We start from the raw sequence: 17779 nt of genomic DNA, 5'->3' as shown, positions 1-17779 counted from the left end.
TTATTAAAAAATAATTAAAAATTAATATGTTTTCCTTTAATACATTATTTAAAATGTATCAGTTTCAATATAGCAAAATTCTAATAATAAGCATATTAAAAATTTTTAGTAACGAAATTATATATCAATGAATAAACTTCGTATTTAAAATAATTTTTTATTTTTACGAAAAAAAATTAAATCTTCAATAGTTACTATAGGCATTTTATGAAGTTTTGCAAAAATAATAGCTTCTTCCATATGTGCCATAGAACCATCATCATTAGTAAGTTCACACAGCACTCCAGCTGGTTTAAATCCAGCTAACGATACTAAATCTATTGTTGCTTCAGTATGTCCTCTTCTAACTAAAACTCCTCCGTTACAAGCACATATAGGAAAGACATGTCCAGGACGATTTAGATCTTCAGGTTTTGCATTATCAGCTATTGCAGCACGAATAGTAGTAATTCGATCTTTAGCGGATACTCCTGTAGTTACACCTTTTGCTGCTTCAATAGTAACAGTGAATCTAGTACCGTAAGAACTTGTATTGTTTTTTACCATCATTGGTAATTTTAACTTTTTACGAAGATTTTCAGTTAAACAAAGACAAACAATTCCGCTACCATAACGAATTGTCAATGCCATTTGTTCTATGGTCATAGTCTCAGCAACGAAAATAATATCACCTTCATTTTCACGATTTTCGTCATCAACTACTATTACACCATTACCGTTACGCATTGCATAAATTGACTGTTCTACGCGTTCTTCTAATGTTCCAAATTCAGAAAGCAACTTCTGATTCATGGTAATTAACCTTATAATTATATTCAATTACCAAAACCAAAGCAAATTTAACATTAAAATCAAAAAATTAACATTAATTAATATGAATCGCAAATACTATTATTTTAAGATATTATTTTGAATTTTAAGATTGGTTCTGGGAACACCTCTATTTGTTGATTTATATAACAAAATTATTAAAATAATTAATAGTGATTTTGTATTGTTGATATATTAATTTTTTATAAAAATCAAAATCTTCTAAATTAAAAATAATATATTTATTATATTTGTAGTTTTTAATGGTTATTAATTATAGGATAAAATATTTTACAAAATTTTATGAAGATAATTTTAAGTTAGAATATTTAAATATCAACTTGATTGATTATATTGGTTGATAATAATATTTTTTATTCTAATTATACAAATTTATTTATAATGATATATTTATGTTTTTTATAATTATTTTTAAATGATAATATAACAAAGTTATTTAAAATAATTACAAATAAATTAAGTTAATACATCAATTCCTTCATGATATTATAAAACTTATATAATATATTAAATCCCAAATTATTTATATAAAAAATATTCTATAATAAAAATTTGCTTATTATTAATATTTTATCTAAATTTTCCAATTAAAGTAGTAGAATATATTAAATTTTAACAAAAAAGTGGTTTTATATCTAATATATCAAGTATCAACTTGAAGGTTAAATACCTAAAAAAAATAAAAATTAATTTAAAATTATTTTTTCTAAAGAGATATTGATAATGAAAATCTTTCTTGTTGGTGGCGCAGTACGTGATAAATTACTTAACTTGCCTATTCAAGATAAGGATTGGCTAGTAGTAGGTGCTACTCCAGAAATCATGTTAAGTAAAGGTTATACCCAAGTGGGTAATGATTTTCCTGTATTTATTAATCCAGATAACGGTGAAGAATATTCACTAGCGCGTACTGAACGCAAAACCGGAAAAGGATATAATGGATTCATCACTTGGTCCAGTCCTGATATTACATTAGAACAAGATCTAAAAAGAAGAGATCTAACTATTAATGCTATTGCATGTGATGAAAATGGTATATTATTTGATCCTCATAATGGTCAAAAAGATATTTTAAATAGGCAATTACGTCATGTATCTTCTTCTTTTCATGAAGATCCATTACGTGTTTTACGTGTAGCAAGATTTGCAGCAAACTTTGCTCATTTAAATTTTCGTATCGCAAAAGAAACAAAAGTATTAATGTATCACATGACTAAAAATGGAGAATTATCTAATTTAACCATGGAACGTGTGTGGAGAGAAACTAGTAAAGCACTTATATCAAGAAATCCACAAATTTATTTTTATGTATTGCATGAATGTGGTGCATTAAAAATATTACTTCCAGAAATAAATGAATTATTTGGAGTTCCATCTCCAATTGAATGGCATCCAGAAATTGATACTGGAATGCATTCACTAATGTCATTAACGATATCTGTAGCATTATCTAATTCAATAGCTGTAAGATTTGCTGCGTTATTACACGATGTAGGTAAATCGCTAACAAAACATAGTAAATGGCCAATTCATCAAGATCATGGTGTACTAGGAATATCATTAATCAAATCCTTATGTAAACGTTGGTCAATACCAAATTCAATTCGTGATTTAGCTGTTTTAGCAACAGAATTACATGATCAAATACATATTATTGAACAACAATCAATAGAATGTTTAGTAACATTTTTTAATCGTATTGATGCATGGCGTAAACCATATCGTGTTGAACAAATGGCTGTTATTGGTGAAGCTAACGCAAGAGGACGTGCTGGATTAGAAAGTACTTTATATAAACAAGCTAGTTATTTACGTTTAACTTTTAAGTTAGCAAACACTGTTTCTAGTCAAGAGATTATTCAACAAGGGTTTAAAGGTGTTCAAGTTTCTGAAGAATTAACTAAAAGAAGAATCTATGCTATTAAGAAAGGATTAATTTAAAATACTAAATAAATTTTTATATTGCTTAATATAAAAATTTATTTAGTATTTTAAAAAATTATTCCACGTTTAATTTTGATACTTACTTGTTTTGCTTGTGCAATTGCATTAGGCTTACTAACCTTTATATGTACTCCAAGAGAATTGAAACGTTGCATCAATAAATTTGCAACATCTTCAGCTACTTTTTCAATTAGCAAGAAGCAATTAGTTTCTAAATAAATTAAAACAGCTTCCGATACGTCGGAATAATTTAAATAATTTCCAATAGAATATTTTTCATTTAATATTTTATTATCACATATCATTTCGATATCTAAGATTAGTTTTTGTTTTATATTTTGTTCCCAATCATATACACCAATCTTGGTAAATACCACTAATTGTTCTATAAATAGAATATCCATTATTTTGCTTTCTATATCAATTTTTATAGAGAATAAAATGAAAAAACACTAAATTTATTATGAATATTATTTATAATAATACATAACTTTATATAAATAAATTTCATAATAAATTTTTCAATTAAAAAGATCATTATATTAAAGAGAAGATAATTCTGTCAATGACCAACGAGGATGCACTTCAATACTTAATTCCTTAGATATATCACTTTTGATACGTAACATACCAACATAAGCAATCATTGCAGCGTTATCAGTACAAAATTCTGGACGAGAATAAAATATCTCTCCTTTACGTTTTTTTATCATTATTGACATTTTATTTCGTAAACTATAGTTAGCACTTACTCCTCCAGCTATTACTAATCTTTTAAATCCAGTTTTGTCTAACGCATGATTACATTTAATTAATAATGTATCCACAACTGCATCTTCAAAAGCACGAGCAATATCAGAACGTGTCTGATCATCAAGATAATTATTTCTAATAACATTCGCTGCAAAAGTTTTCAATCCAGAAAAACTAAAATTTAAACTATCGCAACCAGTCATTGGTCTTGGAAAAATAAATTTCTTTTGTTTTCCTTTTTTGGCTAGTTGTGATAGTAAAGCTCCTCCAGGATAATTAAGACCTAAAAGTCTAGCTGTTTTATCAAAAGCTTCACCTACTGAATCATCAATTGATTCACCTAATAATTTATATGATCCAACGTCATTTACAATAACTAATTGGGTATGCCCTCCAGAAACTAATAATGCTAAAAAAGGAAATTTTGGAGAATTACTTTCTAACATTGGAGACATAATATGTCCTTCCATATGATTAACAGGAATAGCAGGTATATTCCATGAAAAGGCTAAAGTACGACCAACTGTTACACCAACTAACAATGAACCTACTAAACCTGGCCCTGCAGTATATGCTATTCCATTAATTTGGTTTGGGTATAAATTAGCACGTTTTAAAGATAATAAAATTAATGGTGCAATTTTACATGTATGATCGCGCGATGCTAATTCTGGAACAACACCTCCATAATAAGAATGTAATTTTGCTTGACTATATATTTCGTTACTTAGTAATCCATTTTGTTTATCGTAAATTGCAATAGCAGTTTCATCACAAGAAGTTTCAATGCCTAAAATACGCATAATTTATACCATGGGTTTTTTATTATTCAGAAAACAAATAATGTATTTTTTTCAAGACATGTTAGAAGGAATTTTATTCTGAATTTAGCTTTCATTTATCAAAATAATGTGGTAATTATTAATTTATTTGCAAAATATTAATATTTTGCAAATAAATTAATAATAGACTAGAATATTTCAAATTTTACACGTAAGTATAATGTATTATTATAAATACATCAATATAATTGATATTATAAGGAATTAATTAAATGCCAATAGTTAATGTTCGTGAAAATGAGCCATTCGATGTAGCATTACGTCGCTTTAAACGTTCTTGTGAAAAAGCTGGTATATTAACTGAAGTTCGTCGACGCGAATTTTATGAAAAACCTACATCAGAACGTAAACGTGCTAAAGCATCAGCAATCAAGCGTCACTCAAAAAAAATAGCGCGTGAAAATGCACGTCATATTCGTCTATATTAAATATTTTTTATATAAAACTAATAAATTTTATTTTGTTAAATTTCAAATATAAAAAAAATAAAATAAAAGTCTTTGCTTTTCTAAAAGAAGTAGACCTTTTTCGTTTTGATGATATTAATGATCATAGGCTTTATGACTGAAAAAATTTCACGTGAATTTATTATTAATTTACTTGCAAAGACAGATATTGTTAATCTGATTAATATTCGCATGAATTTGAAAAAGCAAGGAAATAATTTCTATGCATACTGTCCTTTTCATAAGGAAACAAACCCCTCTTTTACAGTTAGTGCTGAGAAACAATTCTATCATTGTTTTGGCTGCGGTAATCATGGTAATGCTATTGATTTTTTAATGAAGTATGAACATCTTGAATTTGTTTCAGCTATAGAAGAACTAGCTAATTTTAATAATGTTGAAATAATTTTTGAAAATCATCAATTTTCAAATCAAAAAATTAGATTTTATCGTAAAAAATTATATATACTAATGAGTGATATTTACAGCTTTTATAAAACAGAACTAAATAAATCTAATACAAAATATGCATTAAATTATCTTAATAATCGTGGTCTAAATTCTGAAGTCATTAATCGCTTTGGTATTGGTTACTCACCTATAGGTTGGAACAATATTCTTAGAAAATTCGGAACAACTTCTACAAAACGTGAGTTATTAGTAAAAACTGGTATGTTAGTAAATGATAAAAATGGTCAATTATATGATCGATTTCGTGGAAGAATTATGTTTCCAATTAGAAATAAAACTGGTTATATAATTGGTTTTGGTGGACGTTCTATTAAAAATCAAACTCCTAAATACCTTAATTCTCCAGAAACCACACTTTTTCATAAAAGACGCCAGCTTTATGGATTGTATGAAGCACTTAAGTATAATCCAAAACCCAATTATTTACTAATAGTTGAAGGATATATGGATGTAATAACATTATCACAATATAATATAAATTACTCAATTGCTTTATTAGGAACTGCAATAACAAATGAACATATTCAACAGTTATTTTATAATACAACGAATATAATTTTCTGTTATGATGGCGATGAAACTGGACGTAAAGCTGCATGGAAAACACTTAAAACTGCATTACCATATATGTATGATGGTTATCAACTTAGTTTCGTATTTTTACCTTGCAGTGAAGATCCAGATACACTAATTCGTAAAGAAGGTAAAGATATTTTCGAAAAACGAATACAAACAAGTACACCTTTTTCTTCTTTTTTATTTAATATATTATTAACGAAAGTAGATCTTAGTTCATATGACAGTAAAACTAAACTAAGTGCATTAGCCTTACCTTTAATTTCTCAGATTCCAGGAACAACTTTACGTATTTATATGCGTCAACAATTAGGTATGAAATTAGGTATACTTGATGATAATCAAATTGAAAAATTAATGCCCAAAGCAATAAAAAGTCATGTTACACTTAATTTACCATCTATTAAATTTACTACTATGAAAATTTTGCTAGCATTATTAATACAGAATCCAAAATTAGCAATACTAGTACCTTCTTTTACTGATTTTCCAGAACAAAAAATCGCTGGTTTATCTATGTTTATAGAGCTAGTAAAGCAATGTAATAAAAAATCTATATTACATACAGCACAATTATTAGAGTTATATAGAGAGACAAATTTTATTACTAAGCTTGAAACATTAGCATTATGGAACCACATGATAGTAAATGAGCAAATCAAAACAGTATTTCAAGATTCATTAAGTAAAATTCGCGATAATTTACGTGAACAAAAACTTGAATCTTTAATTACTCGTGATCGTATTCAAAAACTGAATAGCGAAGAACGAAATCAATTTTGGATGTTAAGCAAAATATTCGCAAAAAAATAAAAGAATAGTTTGTTTAATATTTTATACTTTTAAAGTTTAATATTTCAGATTAATAAATTTAATAGCACGGTTAACGATTAATAAATCGATTTGTCACTGTTTAAGCCATGCCTTATTAAATATTGTTCTGCTAGAGACTGTACTCTTGCTTTATTTATGAGCAACACGTTAGCTCGTAGCCAATAGATACTAATTTAACTAACAGGAGTGTAGATACCATCTTATGGAACAAAATTCACAGTCGCAGCTTAAACTTCTTATTACTCGTGGCAAGGAGCAAGGATATTTAACCTATTCTGAAGTGAATGATCATTTACCAGAAGATATTGCTGACTCAGATCAAATTGCAGATATAATTCAAACAATAAATGATATGGGAATTAGAGTGGTTGAAAAAGCTCCAGATGCCGACGATTTAATATTAAACGAAAGCAATTCTAGTAACTATGATGATACTGCAGAAGAGGTTGCTGCTCAAGTATTATCAAGTGTTGAATCTGAAATTGGTCGTACTACTGATCCTGTACGTATGTACATGCGTGAGATGGGTACAGTTGAATTACTTACTCGTGAAGGAGAAATTGATATTGCAAAAAGAATTGAAGATGGTATTAATCAAGTTCAATGTTCAGTAGCTGAATATCCTGAAGCAATAAGTTATTTATTAGAACAATATGATAAAGTAGAAATAGGAGAGTATAAATTATCTGATTTAATAGTTAATTTTGTTGATCCCAATGCTAAAGAAAATTTAATACCCATACCAGCACATATTGAATCTGAATTATGTGAAAAAGATTGTAAAGATTGTGATGAAGACAATGAAAGTGTTGATCCAGAATTGGCACGAGAAAAATTTTCAGCACTTAAAGCTCAATATGAAATTACTAAGACTACTATTAAAATAAAAAGTCGTACTCATATAGATGCTATCGCTAAAATTCATACTCTTTCAGAAATATTCAAACAATTTAGATTAGTGCCAAGGCAATTTGATTATTTGGTTAACAATATGCGTAATATGATAGAACGTATACGCTCTCATGAACGCATAATTATGAAATTTTGTGTAAATTTATGTAAAATGCCTAAGAAAAATTTTATTAGATTATTTTCGGGAAATGAAACAAACCAAATTTGGCTGAAAAACGCAATTCTAATAAATAGACCATGGTCAGAGAAAATTTTACAGTATAAAAATGAGATTGTAAATTGTATACATAAGTTGTTTGAGATAGAACAAGAAACTGGATTAACTATAGAACAAATAAAAGATATAAATAAACGTATGTCTATTGGTGAAGCTAAAGCTAGAAGAGCAAAAAAAGAGATGGTAGAAGCTAATTTACGGTTGGTTATTTCAATTGCGAAAAAGTATACTAACCGTGGTTTACAATTTTTAGATCTAATTCAAGAAGGTAATATAGGTTTAATGAAAGCAGTTGATAAATTTGAGTATAGAAGAGGTTATAAATTTTCTACTTATGCTACATGGTGGATTCGTCAAGCAATTACTAGATCTATAGCTGATCAAGCACGTACTATCCGTATTCCTGTACATATGATTGAAACTATTAATAAATTAAATCGTATTTCACGTAAAATGCTACAAGAAATAGGACGTGAACCAACACCAGAAGAATTATCAGAACGTATGTTTATATCTGAAGATAAAATTCGTAAAGTATTAAAGATAGCTAAAGAACCAATTTCTATGGAAACTCCAATTGGTGATGATGAAGATTCACATTTAGGTGATTTTATTGAAGATACTACTTTGGAATTACCTTTGGATTCAGCAACATCTGAAAGCTTGCGTTCAGCGACAAATGATATATTGTCTAGCCTTACCGCACGTGAAGCTAAAGTATTGAGAATGCGTTTTGGTATAGATATGAATACTGACCACACATTAGAAGAAGTAGGTAAGCAATTTGATGTTACACGAGAACGTATAAGGCAAATTGAAGCTAAAGCTTTACGAAAATTACGCCATCCTAGTCGTTGTGATATTCTTAGAAGTTTTCTAGATGATTGAAATTTAAATTTTATTTAAAAATTTGTCACTAGTTGAAAATAAATATAAACAAGCGAATTTTTATTTTAATTAGCTGTAATAATTTTATTTTTATGTTATCATAAATTTAATGATTATTTAAATTTAGGCCCCTTAGCTCAGTGGTTAGAGCAGGCGACTCATAATCGCTTGGTCGCTGGTTCAAATCCAGCAGGGGCCATTTGTTATAGAATTGTTTTAAACTTATATCAAATATATTTATAAAAATGTACGTAGTAATGTATATTTTTAATCTTTATTTGTATTTGGTATGTATTTTTGTTATTTTAAAGATAACTATATGAAAGAAATAAAAATACTTAATTATAATAATTCATATCCATGTAAATAATTATTTTTATATGATCTTATAATATAAAAACTTAAATATCAATTTTTAGATGATTTGCTAACAATGATAAGTTAGTATCAATAATTTTTACTAAAATTCCAACTAAATATTCTTATATATGCTATTTTTATTTATAATATAAAGATATTCTTTTTTATTAAGAATGTAAAAATACATTTCGTATAAAAATAGGTTTTTACCAAATATTTCTTATTAACTTTCTTTTTAATAAAAAATCATTAGATTAGTCTTTAAAAATTTTGTATTACATATACTTCCTATTTTGCTATCCTAGCAGAATAAGATATGTTGTAGAATAATTTTATAATTATGAAATAATTATATAGATATAAAATAATCATATAGATATGAAACATTATTTAATGAAAAATTCAGGAATTATGAATGCATATTTTACAAACTTTATTACATGCTTTATGGCAAAAAGATTATAATACTTTATCGGATCCATCAGTAACGTGGTTTATCTATGTAATTTTATTTGTAATAGTATTTTTAGAAAATGGATTACTACCAGCAGCTTTTTTGCCGGGAGATAGTCTATTAATTCTAGTTGGTGTTCTTGTAGGAAAAGGAATAGTAAGTTTTCCACTAGTTATTTTTATACTTACTATTAGTGCTGGCTTAGGTTATTGGATAAGTTACATTCAAGGAAAATGGTTAGGTAATACCGTAATAGTACAAAAATGGCTTTCACAACTTCCTGATAAGTACCATCAGCGTGCACATAACCTTTTTTATCGTCATGGATTAGCAGCATTATTGATGGGTAGGTTTATAGCTTTTATTAGAACCTTATTACCAACAATTGCTGGAATGTCAGGTTTAAATAATATACGTTTTCAATTTTTTAATTGGATTAGTGGACTGCTATGGATTGTAATACTTATTACTATAGGATTTGTATTAAGTAAAACAAAAATTTTTATTCATTATGAAGATAAATTAATGTTTTTATTAATATTATTACCTTTAGTATTACTTTTTTTTGGCATAATAAGTTTATTAATAATGTTATACAGTAAAAAAAAATCTGATAGAAATAAAAGTAAGTAACAAGTTGTTTTATAATTTTACTTGTATTATCATATTTGATAATTTGATAGTTACAATTAAATTAATTACTTGATAATTAAATATTACATAAAAATTACAAATATTAATTTATTTTGAATTTTTAATTGCTAATGTCTATAATATGTTATTGTTTAATTAATTTTGTTATAAAAGTAAAAATTAATATATAATTTTATTAAAAATCAATATTATATTATTTAATTTTAACTCAAGATATTATATTTTAACTCAAGATATTATTATGAATACTTTAAACAGCAAACCAAACCCCACCAAAAATATATTAGATATTGGCCAAAGTATTATTGCTAAAATTGTAGGAATATTAGAGACTAGATTGAATTTAATAATTTTGGAAATAGAAGAAGAAAAGTTTAAAGTCTTACAAATTTTATTAATGATTGGGTTAATATTTTTATTTGCCTCCTTAGGTTTTTTTTGTTTATTAATATTAATACTATGGTCTGTGAATCCACAATATCGTATTGCAGTGCTAGTTGCTATTAGCACTACATTGTTATCACTGTCATTTATCTTTAGTGTTTTAGTTTTTAAAAAATCTCGCCAATCTACATTACTGCAGCATTCTTGTGAAGAATTAAAAATAGACCGTAGTATGCTTGAGGATAAAAAATAATGCATTATCAAAAACGTAGAATATTGATAAATTTAATATGTAGTGAAATACACAATCAACGTGTGAATTTATCAAAACTAAAATCTGAATTGATGTTAAAAACTAAAAAATACGATAATTGTTGGTTGACTTTACTAGACATGCAAAAATATTTACTTATTGGTACTAGTATATTAGCCATATGGTCTACAAGAGCAAGAAAATTTAATTCATTGATAAGATTGATGAGGTATGGATTTGGATTGTGGAATGTTTGGAAAACTATTAGATCCTTTAAAGAAACCTTTTTTAAGAAATATTTACTAAGATAAAATGATATAGTATAAGATATACCATATCATTTTAATTAAAAAGTCAACCTGTAAGCCGGGTTCTGTCGTGAACAGTCATTCATCTAGACTAACAATTACTTGTTAGTTCAAGCAGCCTACCCGGGCATTAGTATGGGTTATACTTTAAATCCCTGTTTGGCCTTGCTCCAGGTGGAGTTTACAATACCATACACTGTTACCAGGTATGCGGTGTGCTCTTACCACACCTTTTCACCCTTACTTAAAATTACAACTTAAGCGGTTTATTTTCTGTTGCACTAGTCGTAAGCTCTCACTTCCCAGGTATTACCTGGCACCCTACCCTAGGAGCCCGGACTTTCCTCCCCTTTTTATATATACAAATTAAAATATAAATTAATATTAAAAAGCAGCGACTGTTTAGTTAACTTTAGAATAGAATAATAACATATTTAATATATCATGTCATATAGGTTTATTATAAATTCAATAAAATTTACGTAAATATAATTTTTATCAAAACATATTATAAAATAGATAATTTGTTTTAATAAATTATTTGTTATAATAAAAATTGAATAATAAATTTATTTAAATAATATAAACACATGAGGTATATCTATAATGAGTTTAGACCAAATACCAGCAGGTATAAAAGTACCGGAAGATATTTATGTAATTATTGAAATTTCTGCAAACGATAATCCAATTAAATATGAAATTAATAAAGAATCAAATATTTTGTTTGTAGATCGTTTTATCTCTACAACTATGTTTTATCCTTGTAATTATGGCTATATTAACAATACTTTATCTCTTGATGGTGATCCAGTTGATACATTAGTACCAACTCCATATCCATTAAAACCAAAATCTGTTATTAGATGTCGTCCAGTTGGTATTTTAAACATGATTGATGATTCTGGAATAGATTCTAAATTAGTTGCTGTTCCTCATACAACAATATCAAAACAATACGATTGTGTTCACAATATAAATGATTTGCCAGAATTATTGCGAAATCAGATAATTCACTTTTTTTCACATTATAAAGATCTTGAAAAAGGAAAATGGACAAAAGTCAATTCATGGGGTGATGCTGTAGAAGCTAAAAATGAAATTATTTCTTCTTTTGAAAGAGCTAAAAAATACAAGAACAATTAATATTATTATTTTTTTTACTAATATTGGAACATAATTTTATAGTTTTAAATTTATTTTTAAAGCAAATATTAAGAAAAAAATATAAATATTTTAATGTATTAAATTTAATCTACTAAGTAGACACTAGAAAATTTGGATTAAGAAAGGATTCACGTGGTATATAATTTAATGGACTACCATTCCAATCGTTAACATGTGCTCCTGAAGCTATAGCGACTGCTTGTCCTGCACCTGTATCCCAAATATTTGTATTATTAAAACGTGGATACAGTTGTGCTTTACCTTCAGCTACTAAACAAAATTTTAGTGATGATCCAATTTTTATAATTTTATGTTCACCTAAATTAGACAAGAATTTATTCATTTTATCAACATCATTATTATGAGAACGACTAATTATCACTGACATCGGATTTGCTTGGCAACAACTAATTGGTCTAATATGCTTATCCGTTTTTTTCCATGCTTGCTTTTCTGATGCAAAATACATTAAATTTAATGCTGGCGCGTAAACTACACCTAATATAGGTTTACCTTTTTCAATTAATGCGATATTTACAGTAAATTCGCCATTATGTTGAATAAATTCTTTAGTTCCATCTAAAGGATCTACTAACCAATAATCTTGCCAATTCTTACGGATATCCCAAGGTATCGGATTTTCTTCTGATAAGATAGGTATATTTGGTGTTATATTCTTTAAACTACTAAGAATTATATTATTTGAAATAATATCCGCTTCAGTGACTGGAGATTTATCTATTTTTTTGCGAATTTGATAATTTGTCATATCATGATATATGGCTATTATAGATTCACCTGCCGACTTTGCTATTACACAAATGTTCTGCAATAAACTTTCTTTATTTATATTCATATGAATTTATAACTTTTAAAAATAATTAATTATTATATTATTCAATACTAATTTTTTATAAAAAAATATAAATATTTATATAACACTATTGACAATCTATAATATTTACAATTAACTTTGCAAATATTTCATTATATAAATGAAAACATACTTCATGTTGTCCAACAGTACGTAATACACCATTTGGTAATCTTACTTCATTTTTATTAACCTTAATTCCAGCTGAAGTAATAGCATCAGCAATATTACGAGCGCCTACAGATCCAAAGAGTTTACCTTTTTTCCCAGCTTTAGAAATAATTGTAATTGACCCTAATTGATTAATTTTTTCAGCTCTATTATTTGCCATCATTGCATTTTTAGTGATTTTATCTTTCATTTGCTTACTATGTTCTTCAAAAGAACTTATATTTTTTTTCGTAGCAAGTATAGCTTTTCCTTTTGGAACTAAAAAATTACGAGCATATCCGGATTTAACATTAATTATATCACCAATATCACCCAGTTTTTTTATTTTATCAAGAATAATAATTTTCACTATGCAATCCCATTGTATCTAAAAGTTAATAAAAATTATTTATGACGATCAGTATAAGGTATTAAAGATAAATAACGTGCACGTTTTATAGCTTGAGCTAATTGACGTTGATATTTTGCACAAGTGCCAGTAATACGGCTTGGTACTATCTTACCATTTTCAGTAATATAATTTTTAAGCATTACTATATCTTTATAATCTATTTCATTAATTCCTTCTACAGTAAAACGACAAAACTTGCGACGACGAAAATAACGTGTCATTTAATTAACTCCTTAAATTAATTTTAAAATAAATTGAAAACTAAAAAATACAGATATTATTCTTCAGAATCTTTAATATTAGACAAAATATTAATAGGTTCATTAATAAAATCTTCACGTTTGTTACGTCTATCATCTTTAATCTTCATTATACAGGAAGGTTCATTTATTGCATTCTTAACACGTATAATTATGTTACGTATTATGGAATCGTTAAATTTAAAATTATTTTCTAGTTCTTTAATTGTTTCTTTAGATACTTCAATATTAAGCAAAATGTAATGAGCTTTATGAAGTTTATTAATTGGATAAGCTAATTGACGACGACGCCAATCTTCTAAACGATGTATCTTACCTTTAGATTTTTTTATAAAACTAGTATAACCTTCAATTATATCTGTAACTTTTTCACTCTGATCTGGATGTATCATCAATATAATTTCATAGTGACGCATTTTAAGTGCTCCTCTCGGATTATAGCTTCTGTGTTTTATAGACTACAAGAAGCAAGGAACTTTCAAACATATATTCTATTTATAGTAATAAACAACATTTTTTAAATAATAAAATAAATTAAATATTAATTTTTAGAAAAGTCTATGAATACACAATTAACTAATATTTAATTTTAAATACCATAATCATACGACAAAAACTAACGGAGTAAAATAGCTGTTTAAAAATAGGTATCATAATAAATTTTTAAAAAAACAAAAAAATATTTATTACATTATGATGTTACCTCTTTTTGTTGGCGTAATATTTCAAACAAACATATACCAGTTGCAACCGATATATTCAATGATGGAATTATACCATGCATTGGGATGCTTATCAATTCATCACAACATTTACGAGTTAAATAACGTATACCAGTACTTTCTGAACCCATTACCAATGCTATTGGAAGAACTAATTTTCTTGTGTATAAGTTATATTCTGATTTACTTGAAGTGCCTACTATCAAAATATTTTTTTGCTGTAAAAAATATAACGTTCTTGCTAGATTAGTAACTCTTATTAATGGAACATTTACTGATGCACCACTAGCTACTTTCTGTACAGTTTCATTAAGTGAAGCTGAGCGATTTTTTGGAACTATTATTGCATTAACTCCAGCTGCATCAGCGGTGCGTATGCAAGCACCTAAATTATGGGGATCTGTAATACAATCTAAAACTAATAATAATGGTTTTTTTATATTTTTAAGAAATTTTTCAAGAACATTTTCATTATGTTGATTAAAAGATCTTATTATTGCTACTACACCTTGATGATTAACGCCTTTCCTAACTTTAAGATCAATTAATTGACGATCTATTAAATTTATTTTAATTCCTTGTTTTTTAAGTGAAATATATAATAAATTTAAACGATCGTTTCTTCTATTATCTTTAATGATAAAAACTTCTTTAAGACTATTAGGATTGGTATTTTGTATAGTTTGTACAGTATTTATTCCAAAAATGATATTATTCATAATGATTATTGAATTTAATAAAATATAAATAGACTAATAAATATAACATATATTATTCATCATTTTTATTATTAATTATTAGAAAATAATCATATTGTTATCTTTATGTTTCATATTATTTTCACTAGCAATTAACGTAAAGTCTATTCTTCTTTGATCCATATTTACAGATGTAATATAAACTTTTACTGCATCACCTAAACGATAAACATATCCACTAGATTCGCCGATAAGACTTTGACATATTGTATCAAATTTATAATAATCTTTTTTAAGAGTTGAAATATGTATTAATCCTTCAATTAAAAATTCATTTAAACGTACAAACAAACCAAAATTTGTAATGCTAAAAACAACACCATCAAATGTTTTACCTATTTTTTTTCTCATGAAATCACATTTTAACCAATCTGAAACATCACGAACAGCCTCATCAGCTCGACGTTCAGTTAGAGAACATTGATAACCTAGTTTTATCATTTCTTTAATATTATAATGATGACTTCCATGGTTAATGGATATATTTTTTTTTTCTTTATATAATAAATATTTAATTACTCGATGTAATAAAAGATCAGGATAACGACGGATAGGAGATGTAAAGTGTGCATATGAAGTTAATGCTAACCCAAAATGTCCTCTGTTTTGTGGATCATAAATTGCTTGTTTCATAGAACGTAATAACATAATTTGTAACATATCAGCATCTGGTCTTTTAGAAATTTCCATTAATAATAATGAATAATCAATCGGCTTAGGTTGATTTCCTCCTGATAATTTAATACCTAATTCATTTAACACATGATGGAAATTTTTAATACTATCAACACTAGGACAATCGTGATAACGAAATAAAACAGGTTCTTTACTTTTTTCTACAAAACTAGCAGAAGCAAAATTAGCTAATATCATACATTCTTCTACAATTTTATGTATATCATTACGAAAAACACGTTTAATATTTTCAATACGATTTTCAGAATTAAATATAAATTTAATTTCTGAAGTTTCAAAAGAAATACCACCTCTGTTCTTACGAGCTGTTGCTAATACTTGATATAACTTATAAAGATTTTCAAGAATATTTTTTAAGGATAAATGTCTATCATTTAATTTAGAGTGATCCTGTAATATATCCAATGCTTCATTATAGGTTAAGCGAGCATGTGATTTCATTATTGCTTCATAATGTTTGAAATCAGTTAATCTACCTTTAGAAGAAATATTCATCTCACAAACGATACACAAACAATCAATGTTTGGGTTAAGAGAACACAATTCATTAGAAAGAAGTTCTGGTAGCATTGGTATTACTTTTGAAGGAAAATAAACTGAATTACCACGCAAATATGCTTCTTTATCTAACGGTGTACCTGGACGAACATAGTAACTAACATCCGCAATAGCAACCCATAATCGCCAACCATTACAAGTTTTTTCACAATATAATGCATCATCAAAATCACGTGCATCAGCATCATCAATCGTAATTAATGGCAATTTACGTAAATCAACACGACCTACCTTAGATTGTTGTGTTAATTTGTGACTAAACTTATTAAGTTGTAATTGTACTTCTGATGACCATGTATAAGGAATTTCATGACTCCTTATTGCTATATTAATTGCAAGATTAGTACCCATACTGTCACCTAAAATTTCAATTATTTTTCCAATTGCTTTATTATGAACAGTAGGACGATGTAATATTTCTACTACTACAATAGAATTTTGGTTAGCATTTAAATTGAATTTTAGTGGAATTATTATATTAAAATTTAATCTATTATCGTCTGGTACAACGAAACCATGTTCTAATTTTCTAAAATAACGACCAATAATTCTTTTACTACGTGATTTTTGTACTTTTATTACTCGTGCTTCTTTGCGACCTTTACGATCAATTTCTATTAATTGGGCAATTATAAAATCTCCATGAATACACAATTTCATTTGTTCAGAAGATAGATAGAAATCATCTTTTTTACCATCTACTCGTAAAAAACCATATCCATCACGATGGCCAATTACTCTACCCTTTATCAAATTAAAATTTTTTGGTAGAATGTAATATTGACTACGTGTAAACAATAATTGACCATCACGTTTCATTGCACGGAGTTGACGACGTAAAGCTTCAAAATTATTTATATTTTTTAAACACATTTCTTTGGCTAATTCTTTATAACCTATTGGTTTATTTTTCTTTTTAAAAAAAGAAATAATAAATTTACGACTAGGAATAGATTTTTTAATTTCTCTATTTTGAGAATATTTTGACATAATATTTCCTAATATATCATTTAATATTTATTATTGCTTTTTATTAAATAGTATTAATGATATTC

At 26.7% G+C, this 17779-nt stretch carries 17 protein-coding genes, 1 tRNA gene and 1 other RNA gene; 9 read left to right on the top strand and 10 right to left on the bottom strand.

The window, feature by feature from the left end:
- Positions 1 to 144 precede the first annotated feature (144 nt).
- Positions 145 to 792, bottom strand: a complete 648-nt coding sequence (ribB, locus tag CRV12_RS02550) for a 3,4-dihydroxy-2-butanone-4-phosphate synthase (RefSeq protein ID WP_136131075.1) — start codon at positions 790 to 792, stop codon at positions 145 to 147.
- A 762-nt stretch (positions 793 to 1554) separates the two neighbouring features.
- Here ribB and CRV12_RS02545 point away from each other — a divergent pair.
- On the top strand, positions 1555 to 2772 hold the full coding sequence (locus CRV12_RS02545; RefSeq protein WP_136131074.1) for a multifunctional CCA addition/repair protein: 1218 nt from the start codon (positions 1555 to 1557) through the stop codon (positions 2770 to 2772).
- Positions 2773 to 2822: 50 nt separating this feature from the next.
- Here CRV12_RS02545 and folB read toward each other — a convergent pair whose 3' ends face one another.
- Positions 2823 to 3179, bottom strand: coding sequence for a dihydroneopterin aldolase (folB, locus tag CRV12_RS02540; RefSeq protein ID WP_136131073.1), 357 nt, complete (start codon positions 3177 to 3179; stop codon positions 2823 to 2825).
- 138 nt (positions 3180 to 3317) lie between these two features.
- Positions 3318 to 4331, bottom strand: coding sequence for a tRNA (adenosine(37)-N6)-threonylcarbamoyltransferase complex transferase subunit TsaD (gene tsaD, locus CRV12_RS02535; protein WP_136131072.1), 1014 nt, complete (start codon positions 4329 to 4331; stop codon positions 3318 to 3320).
- Between the two features lie 251 nt (positions 4332 to 4582).
- Between tsaD and rpsU the strand changes: the two genes are divergently transcribed.
- From rpsU to CRV12_RS02500, 7 genes are all read left to right on the top strand, one after another.
- A complete protein-coding gene (gene rpsU, locus CRV12_RS02530; RefSeq protein WP_136131071.1) occupies positions 4583 to 4798 on the top strand; it encodes a 30S ribosomal protein S21 in 216 nt (71 codons plus the stop codon).
- Positions 4799 to 4930: 132 nt separating this feature from the next.
- Positions 4931 to 6676, top strand: coding sequence for a DNA primase (dnaG, locus tag CRV12_RS02525; RefSeq protein WP_136131070.1), 1746 nt, complete (start codon positions 4931 to 4933; stop codon positions 6674 to 6676).
- A gap of 223 nt (positions 6677 to 6899) precedes the next feature.
- Complete coding sequence (rpoD, locus tag CRV12_RS02520) at positions 6900 to 8714, top strand: RNA polymerase sigma factor RpoD (RefSeq protein ID WP_136131069.1); 1815 nt, start codon at positions 6900 to 6902, stop codon at positions 8712 to 8714.
- Between the two features lie 126 nt (positions 8715 to 8840).
- Positions 8841 to 8913: transfer RNA gene (locus CRV12_RS02515), tRNA-Ile, on the top strand.
- Positions 8914 to 9489: 576 nt separating this feature from the next.
- On the top strand, positions 9490 to 10161 hold the full coding sequence (locus tag CRV12_RS02510) for a DedA family protein (RefSeq protein ID WP_136131068.1): 672 nt from the start codon (positions 9490 to 9492) through the stop codon (positions 10159 to 10161).
- A 262-nt stretch (positions 10162 to 10423) separates the two neighbouring features.
- Positions 10424 to 10819: a phage holin family protein gene (locus tag CRV12_RS02505; RefSeq protein ID WP_136131067.1), complete on the top strand. Its 396-nt coding sequence runs from the start codon at positions 10424 to 10426 to the stop codon at positions 10817 to 10819.
- The gene (locus CRV12_RS02500; protein WP_136131066.1) at positions 10819 to 11130 is read left to right on the top strand and encodes a YqjK family protein; all 312 of its coding nucleotides are present in this window, start codon (positions 10819 to 10821) and stop codon (positions 11128 to 11130) included. The genes CRV12_RS02505 and CRV12_RS02500 overlap by 1 nt, the downstream gene beginning before the upstream one ends.
- Before the next feature lie 35 nt (positions 11131 to 11165).
- Here the strand turns inward: CRV12_RS02500 and rnpB are convergent.
- Positions 11166 to 11541, bottom strand: an RNA gene (gene rnpB, locus CRV12_RS02495) — RNase P RNA component class A.
- A 192-nt stretch (positions 11542 to 11733) separates the two neighbouring features.
- Between rnpB and ppa the strand changes: the two genes are divergently transcribed.
- Positions 11734 to 12273 (top strand): inorganic diphosphatase, encoded by a 540-nt coding sequence (gene ppa, locus CRV12_RS02490; RefSeq protein ID WP_136131065.1) that lies wholly within the window; start codon positions 11734 to 11736, stop codon positions 12271 to 12273.
- Positions 12274 to 12385: 112 nt separating this feature from the next.
- On the opposite strand, the gene cysQ is transcribed toward ppa, so the two are convergent.
- From cysQ to rnr, 6 genes are all read right to left on the bottom strand, one after another.
- On the bottom strand, positions 12386 to 13150 hold the full coding sequence (cysQ, locus tag CRV12_RS02485; RefSeq protein ID WP_136131064.1) for a 3'(2'),5'-bisphosphate nucleotidase CysQ: 765 nt from the start codon (positions 13148 to 13150) through the stop codon (positions 12386 to 12388).
- Between the two features lie 85 nt (positions 13151 to 13235).
- Positions 13236 to 13688 carry a 50S ribosomal protein L9 gene (gene rplI / locus CRV12_RS02480; protein WP_136131063.1) on the bottom strand — a complete coding sequence of 151 codons (453 nt, stop codon included), beginning with the start codon at positions 13686 to 13688 and terminating at the stop codon, positions 13236 to 13238.
- A 35-nt stretch (positions 13689 to 13723) separates the two neighbouring features.
- Complete coding sequence (gene rpsR, locus CRV12_RS02475; protein WP_136131062.1) at positions 13724 to 13951, bottom strand: 30S ribosomal protein S18; 228 nt, start codon at positions 13949 to 13951, stop codon at positions 13724 to 13726.
- A gap of 56 nt (positions 13952 to 14007) precedes the next feature.
- Entirely contained in the window at positions 14008 to 14406 is a 399-nt protein-coding gene (gene rpsF / locus CRV12_RS02470) for a 30S ribosomal protein S6 (protein WP_136131061.1), read from the bottom strand.
- 275 nt (positions 14407 to 14681) lie between these two features.
- Positions 14682 to 15431: a 23S rRNA (guanosine(2251)-2'-O)-methyltransferase RlmB gene (gene rlmB / locus CRV12_RS02465; RefSeq protein ID WP_136131060.1), complete on the bottom strand. Its 750-nt coding sequence runs from the start codon at positions 15429 to 15431 to the stop codon at positions 14682 to 14684.
- Positions 15432 to 15509: 78 nt separating this feature from the next.
- Entirely contained in the window at positions 15510 to 17714 is a 2205-nt protein-coding gene (rnr, locus tag CRV12_RS02460; protein ID WP_136131059.1) for a ribonuclease R, read from the bottom strand.
- Positions 17715 to 17779 lie beyond the last annotated feature (65 nt).

This window comes from Candidatus Pantoea edessiphila (assembly GCF_002933315.1).
GTDB lineage: Bacteria > Pseudomonadota > Gammaproteobacteria > Enterobacterales > Enterobacteriaceae > Pantoea_C.
The sequence above is the reverse complement of the archived record's forward strand: the minus strand, read 5'-3'. Positions and strand labels throughout refer to the sequence as shown.

What these genes read in the sequence shown, in the direction of transcription:
- ribB (WP_136131075.1), bottom strand. Translation starts at nt 792, where the DNA reads ATGAATCAGAAGTTGCTTTCTGAATTTGGAACATTAGAAGAACGCGTA.
- CRV12_RS02545 (WP_136131074.1), top strand. Translation starts at nt 1,555, where the DNA reads ATGAAAATCTTTCTTGTTGGTGGCGCAGTACGTGATAAATTACTTAAC.
- folB (WP_136131073.1), bottom strand. Translation starts at nt 3,179, where the DNA reads ATGGATATTCTATTTATAGAACAATTAGTGGTATTTACCAAGATTGGT.
- tsaD (WP_136131072.1), bottom strand. Translation starts at nt 4,331, where the DNA reads ATGCGTATTTTAGGCATTGAAACTTCTTGTGATGAAACTGCTATTGCA.
- rpsU (WP_136131071.1), top strand. Translation starts at nt 4,583, where the DNA reads ATGCCAATAGTTAATGTTCGTGAAAATGAGCCATTCGATGTAGCATTA.
- dnaG (WP_136131070.1), top strand. Translation starts at nt 4,931, where the DNA reads ATGACTGAAAAAATTTCACGTGAATTTATTATTAATTTACTTGCAAAG.
- rpoD (WP_136131069.1), top strand. Translation starts at nt 6,900, where the DNA reads ATGGAACAAAATTCACAGTCGCAGCTTAAACTTCTTATTACTCGTGGC.
- CRV12_RS02510 (WP_136131068.1), top strand. Translation starts at nt 9,490, where the DNA reads ATGCATATTTTACAAACTTTATTACATGCTTTATGGCAAAAAGATTAT.
- CRV12_RS02505 (WP_136131067.1), top strand. Translation starts at nt 10,424, where the DNA reads ATGAATACTTTAAACAGCAAACCAAACCCCACCAAAAATATATTAGAT.
- CRV12_RS02500 (WP_136131066.1), top strand. Translation starts at nt 10,819, where the DNA reads ATGCATTATCAAAAACGTAGAATATTGATAAATTTAATATGTAGTGAA.
- ppa (WP_136131065.1), top strand. Translation starts at nt 11,734, where the DNA reads ATGAGTTTAGACCAAATACCAGCAGGTATAAAAGTACCGGAAGATATT.
- cysQ (WP_136131064.1), bottom strand. Translation starts at nt 13,150, where the DNA reads ATGAATATAAATAAAGAAAGTTTATTGCAGAACATTTGTGTAATAGCA.
- rpsR (WP_136131062.1), bottom strand. Translation starts at nt 13,951, where the DNA reads ATGACACGTTATTTTCGTCGTCGCAAGTTTTGTCGTTTTACTGTAGAA.
- rpsF (WP_136131061.1), bottom strand. Translation starts at nt 14,406, where the DNA reads ATGCGTCACTATGAAATTATATTGATGATACATCCAGATCAGAGTGAA.
- rlmB (WP_136131060.1), bottom strand. Translation starts at nt 15,431, where the DNA reads ATGAATAATATCATTTTTGGAATAAATACTGTACAAACTATACAAAAT.
- rnr (WP_136131059.1), bottom strand. Translation starts at nt 17,714, where the DNA reads ATGTCAAAATATTCTCAAAATAGAGAAATTAAAAAATCTATTCCTAGT.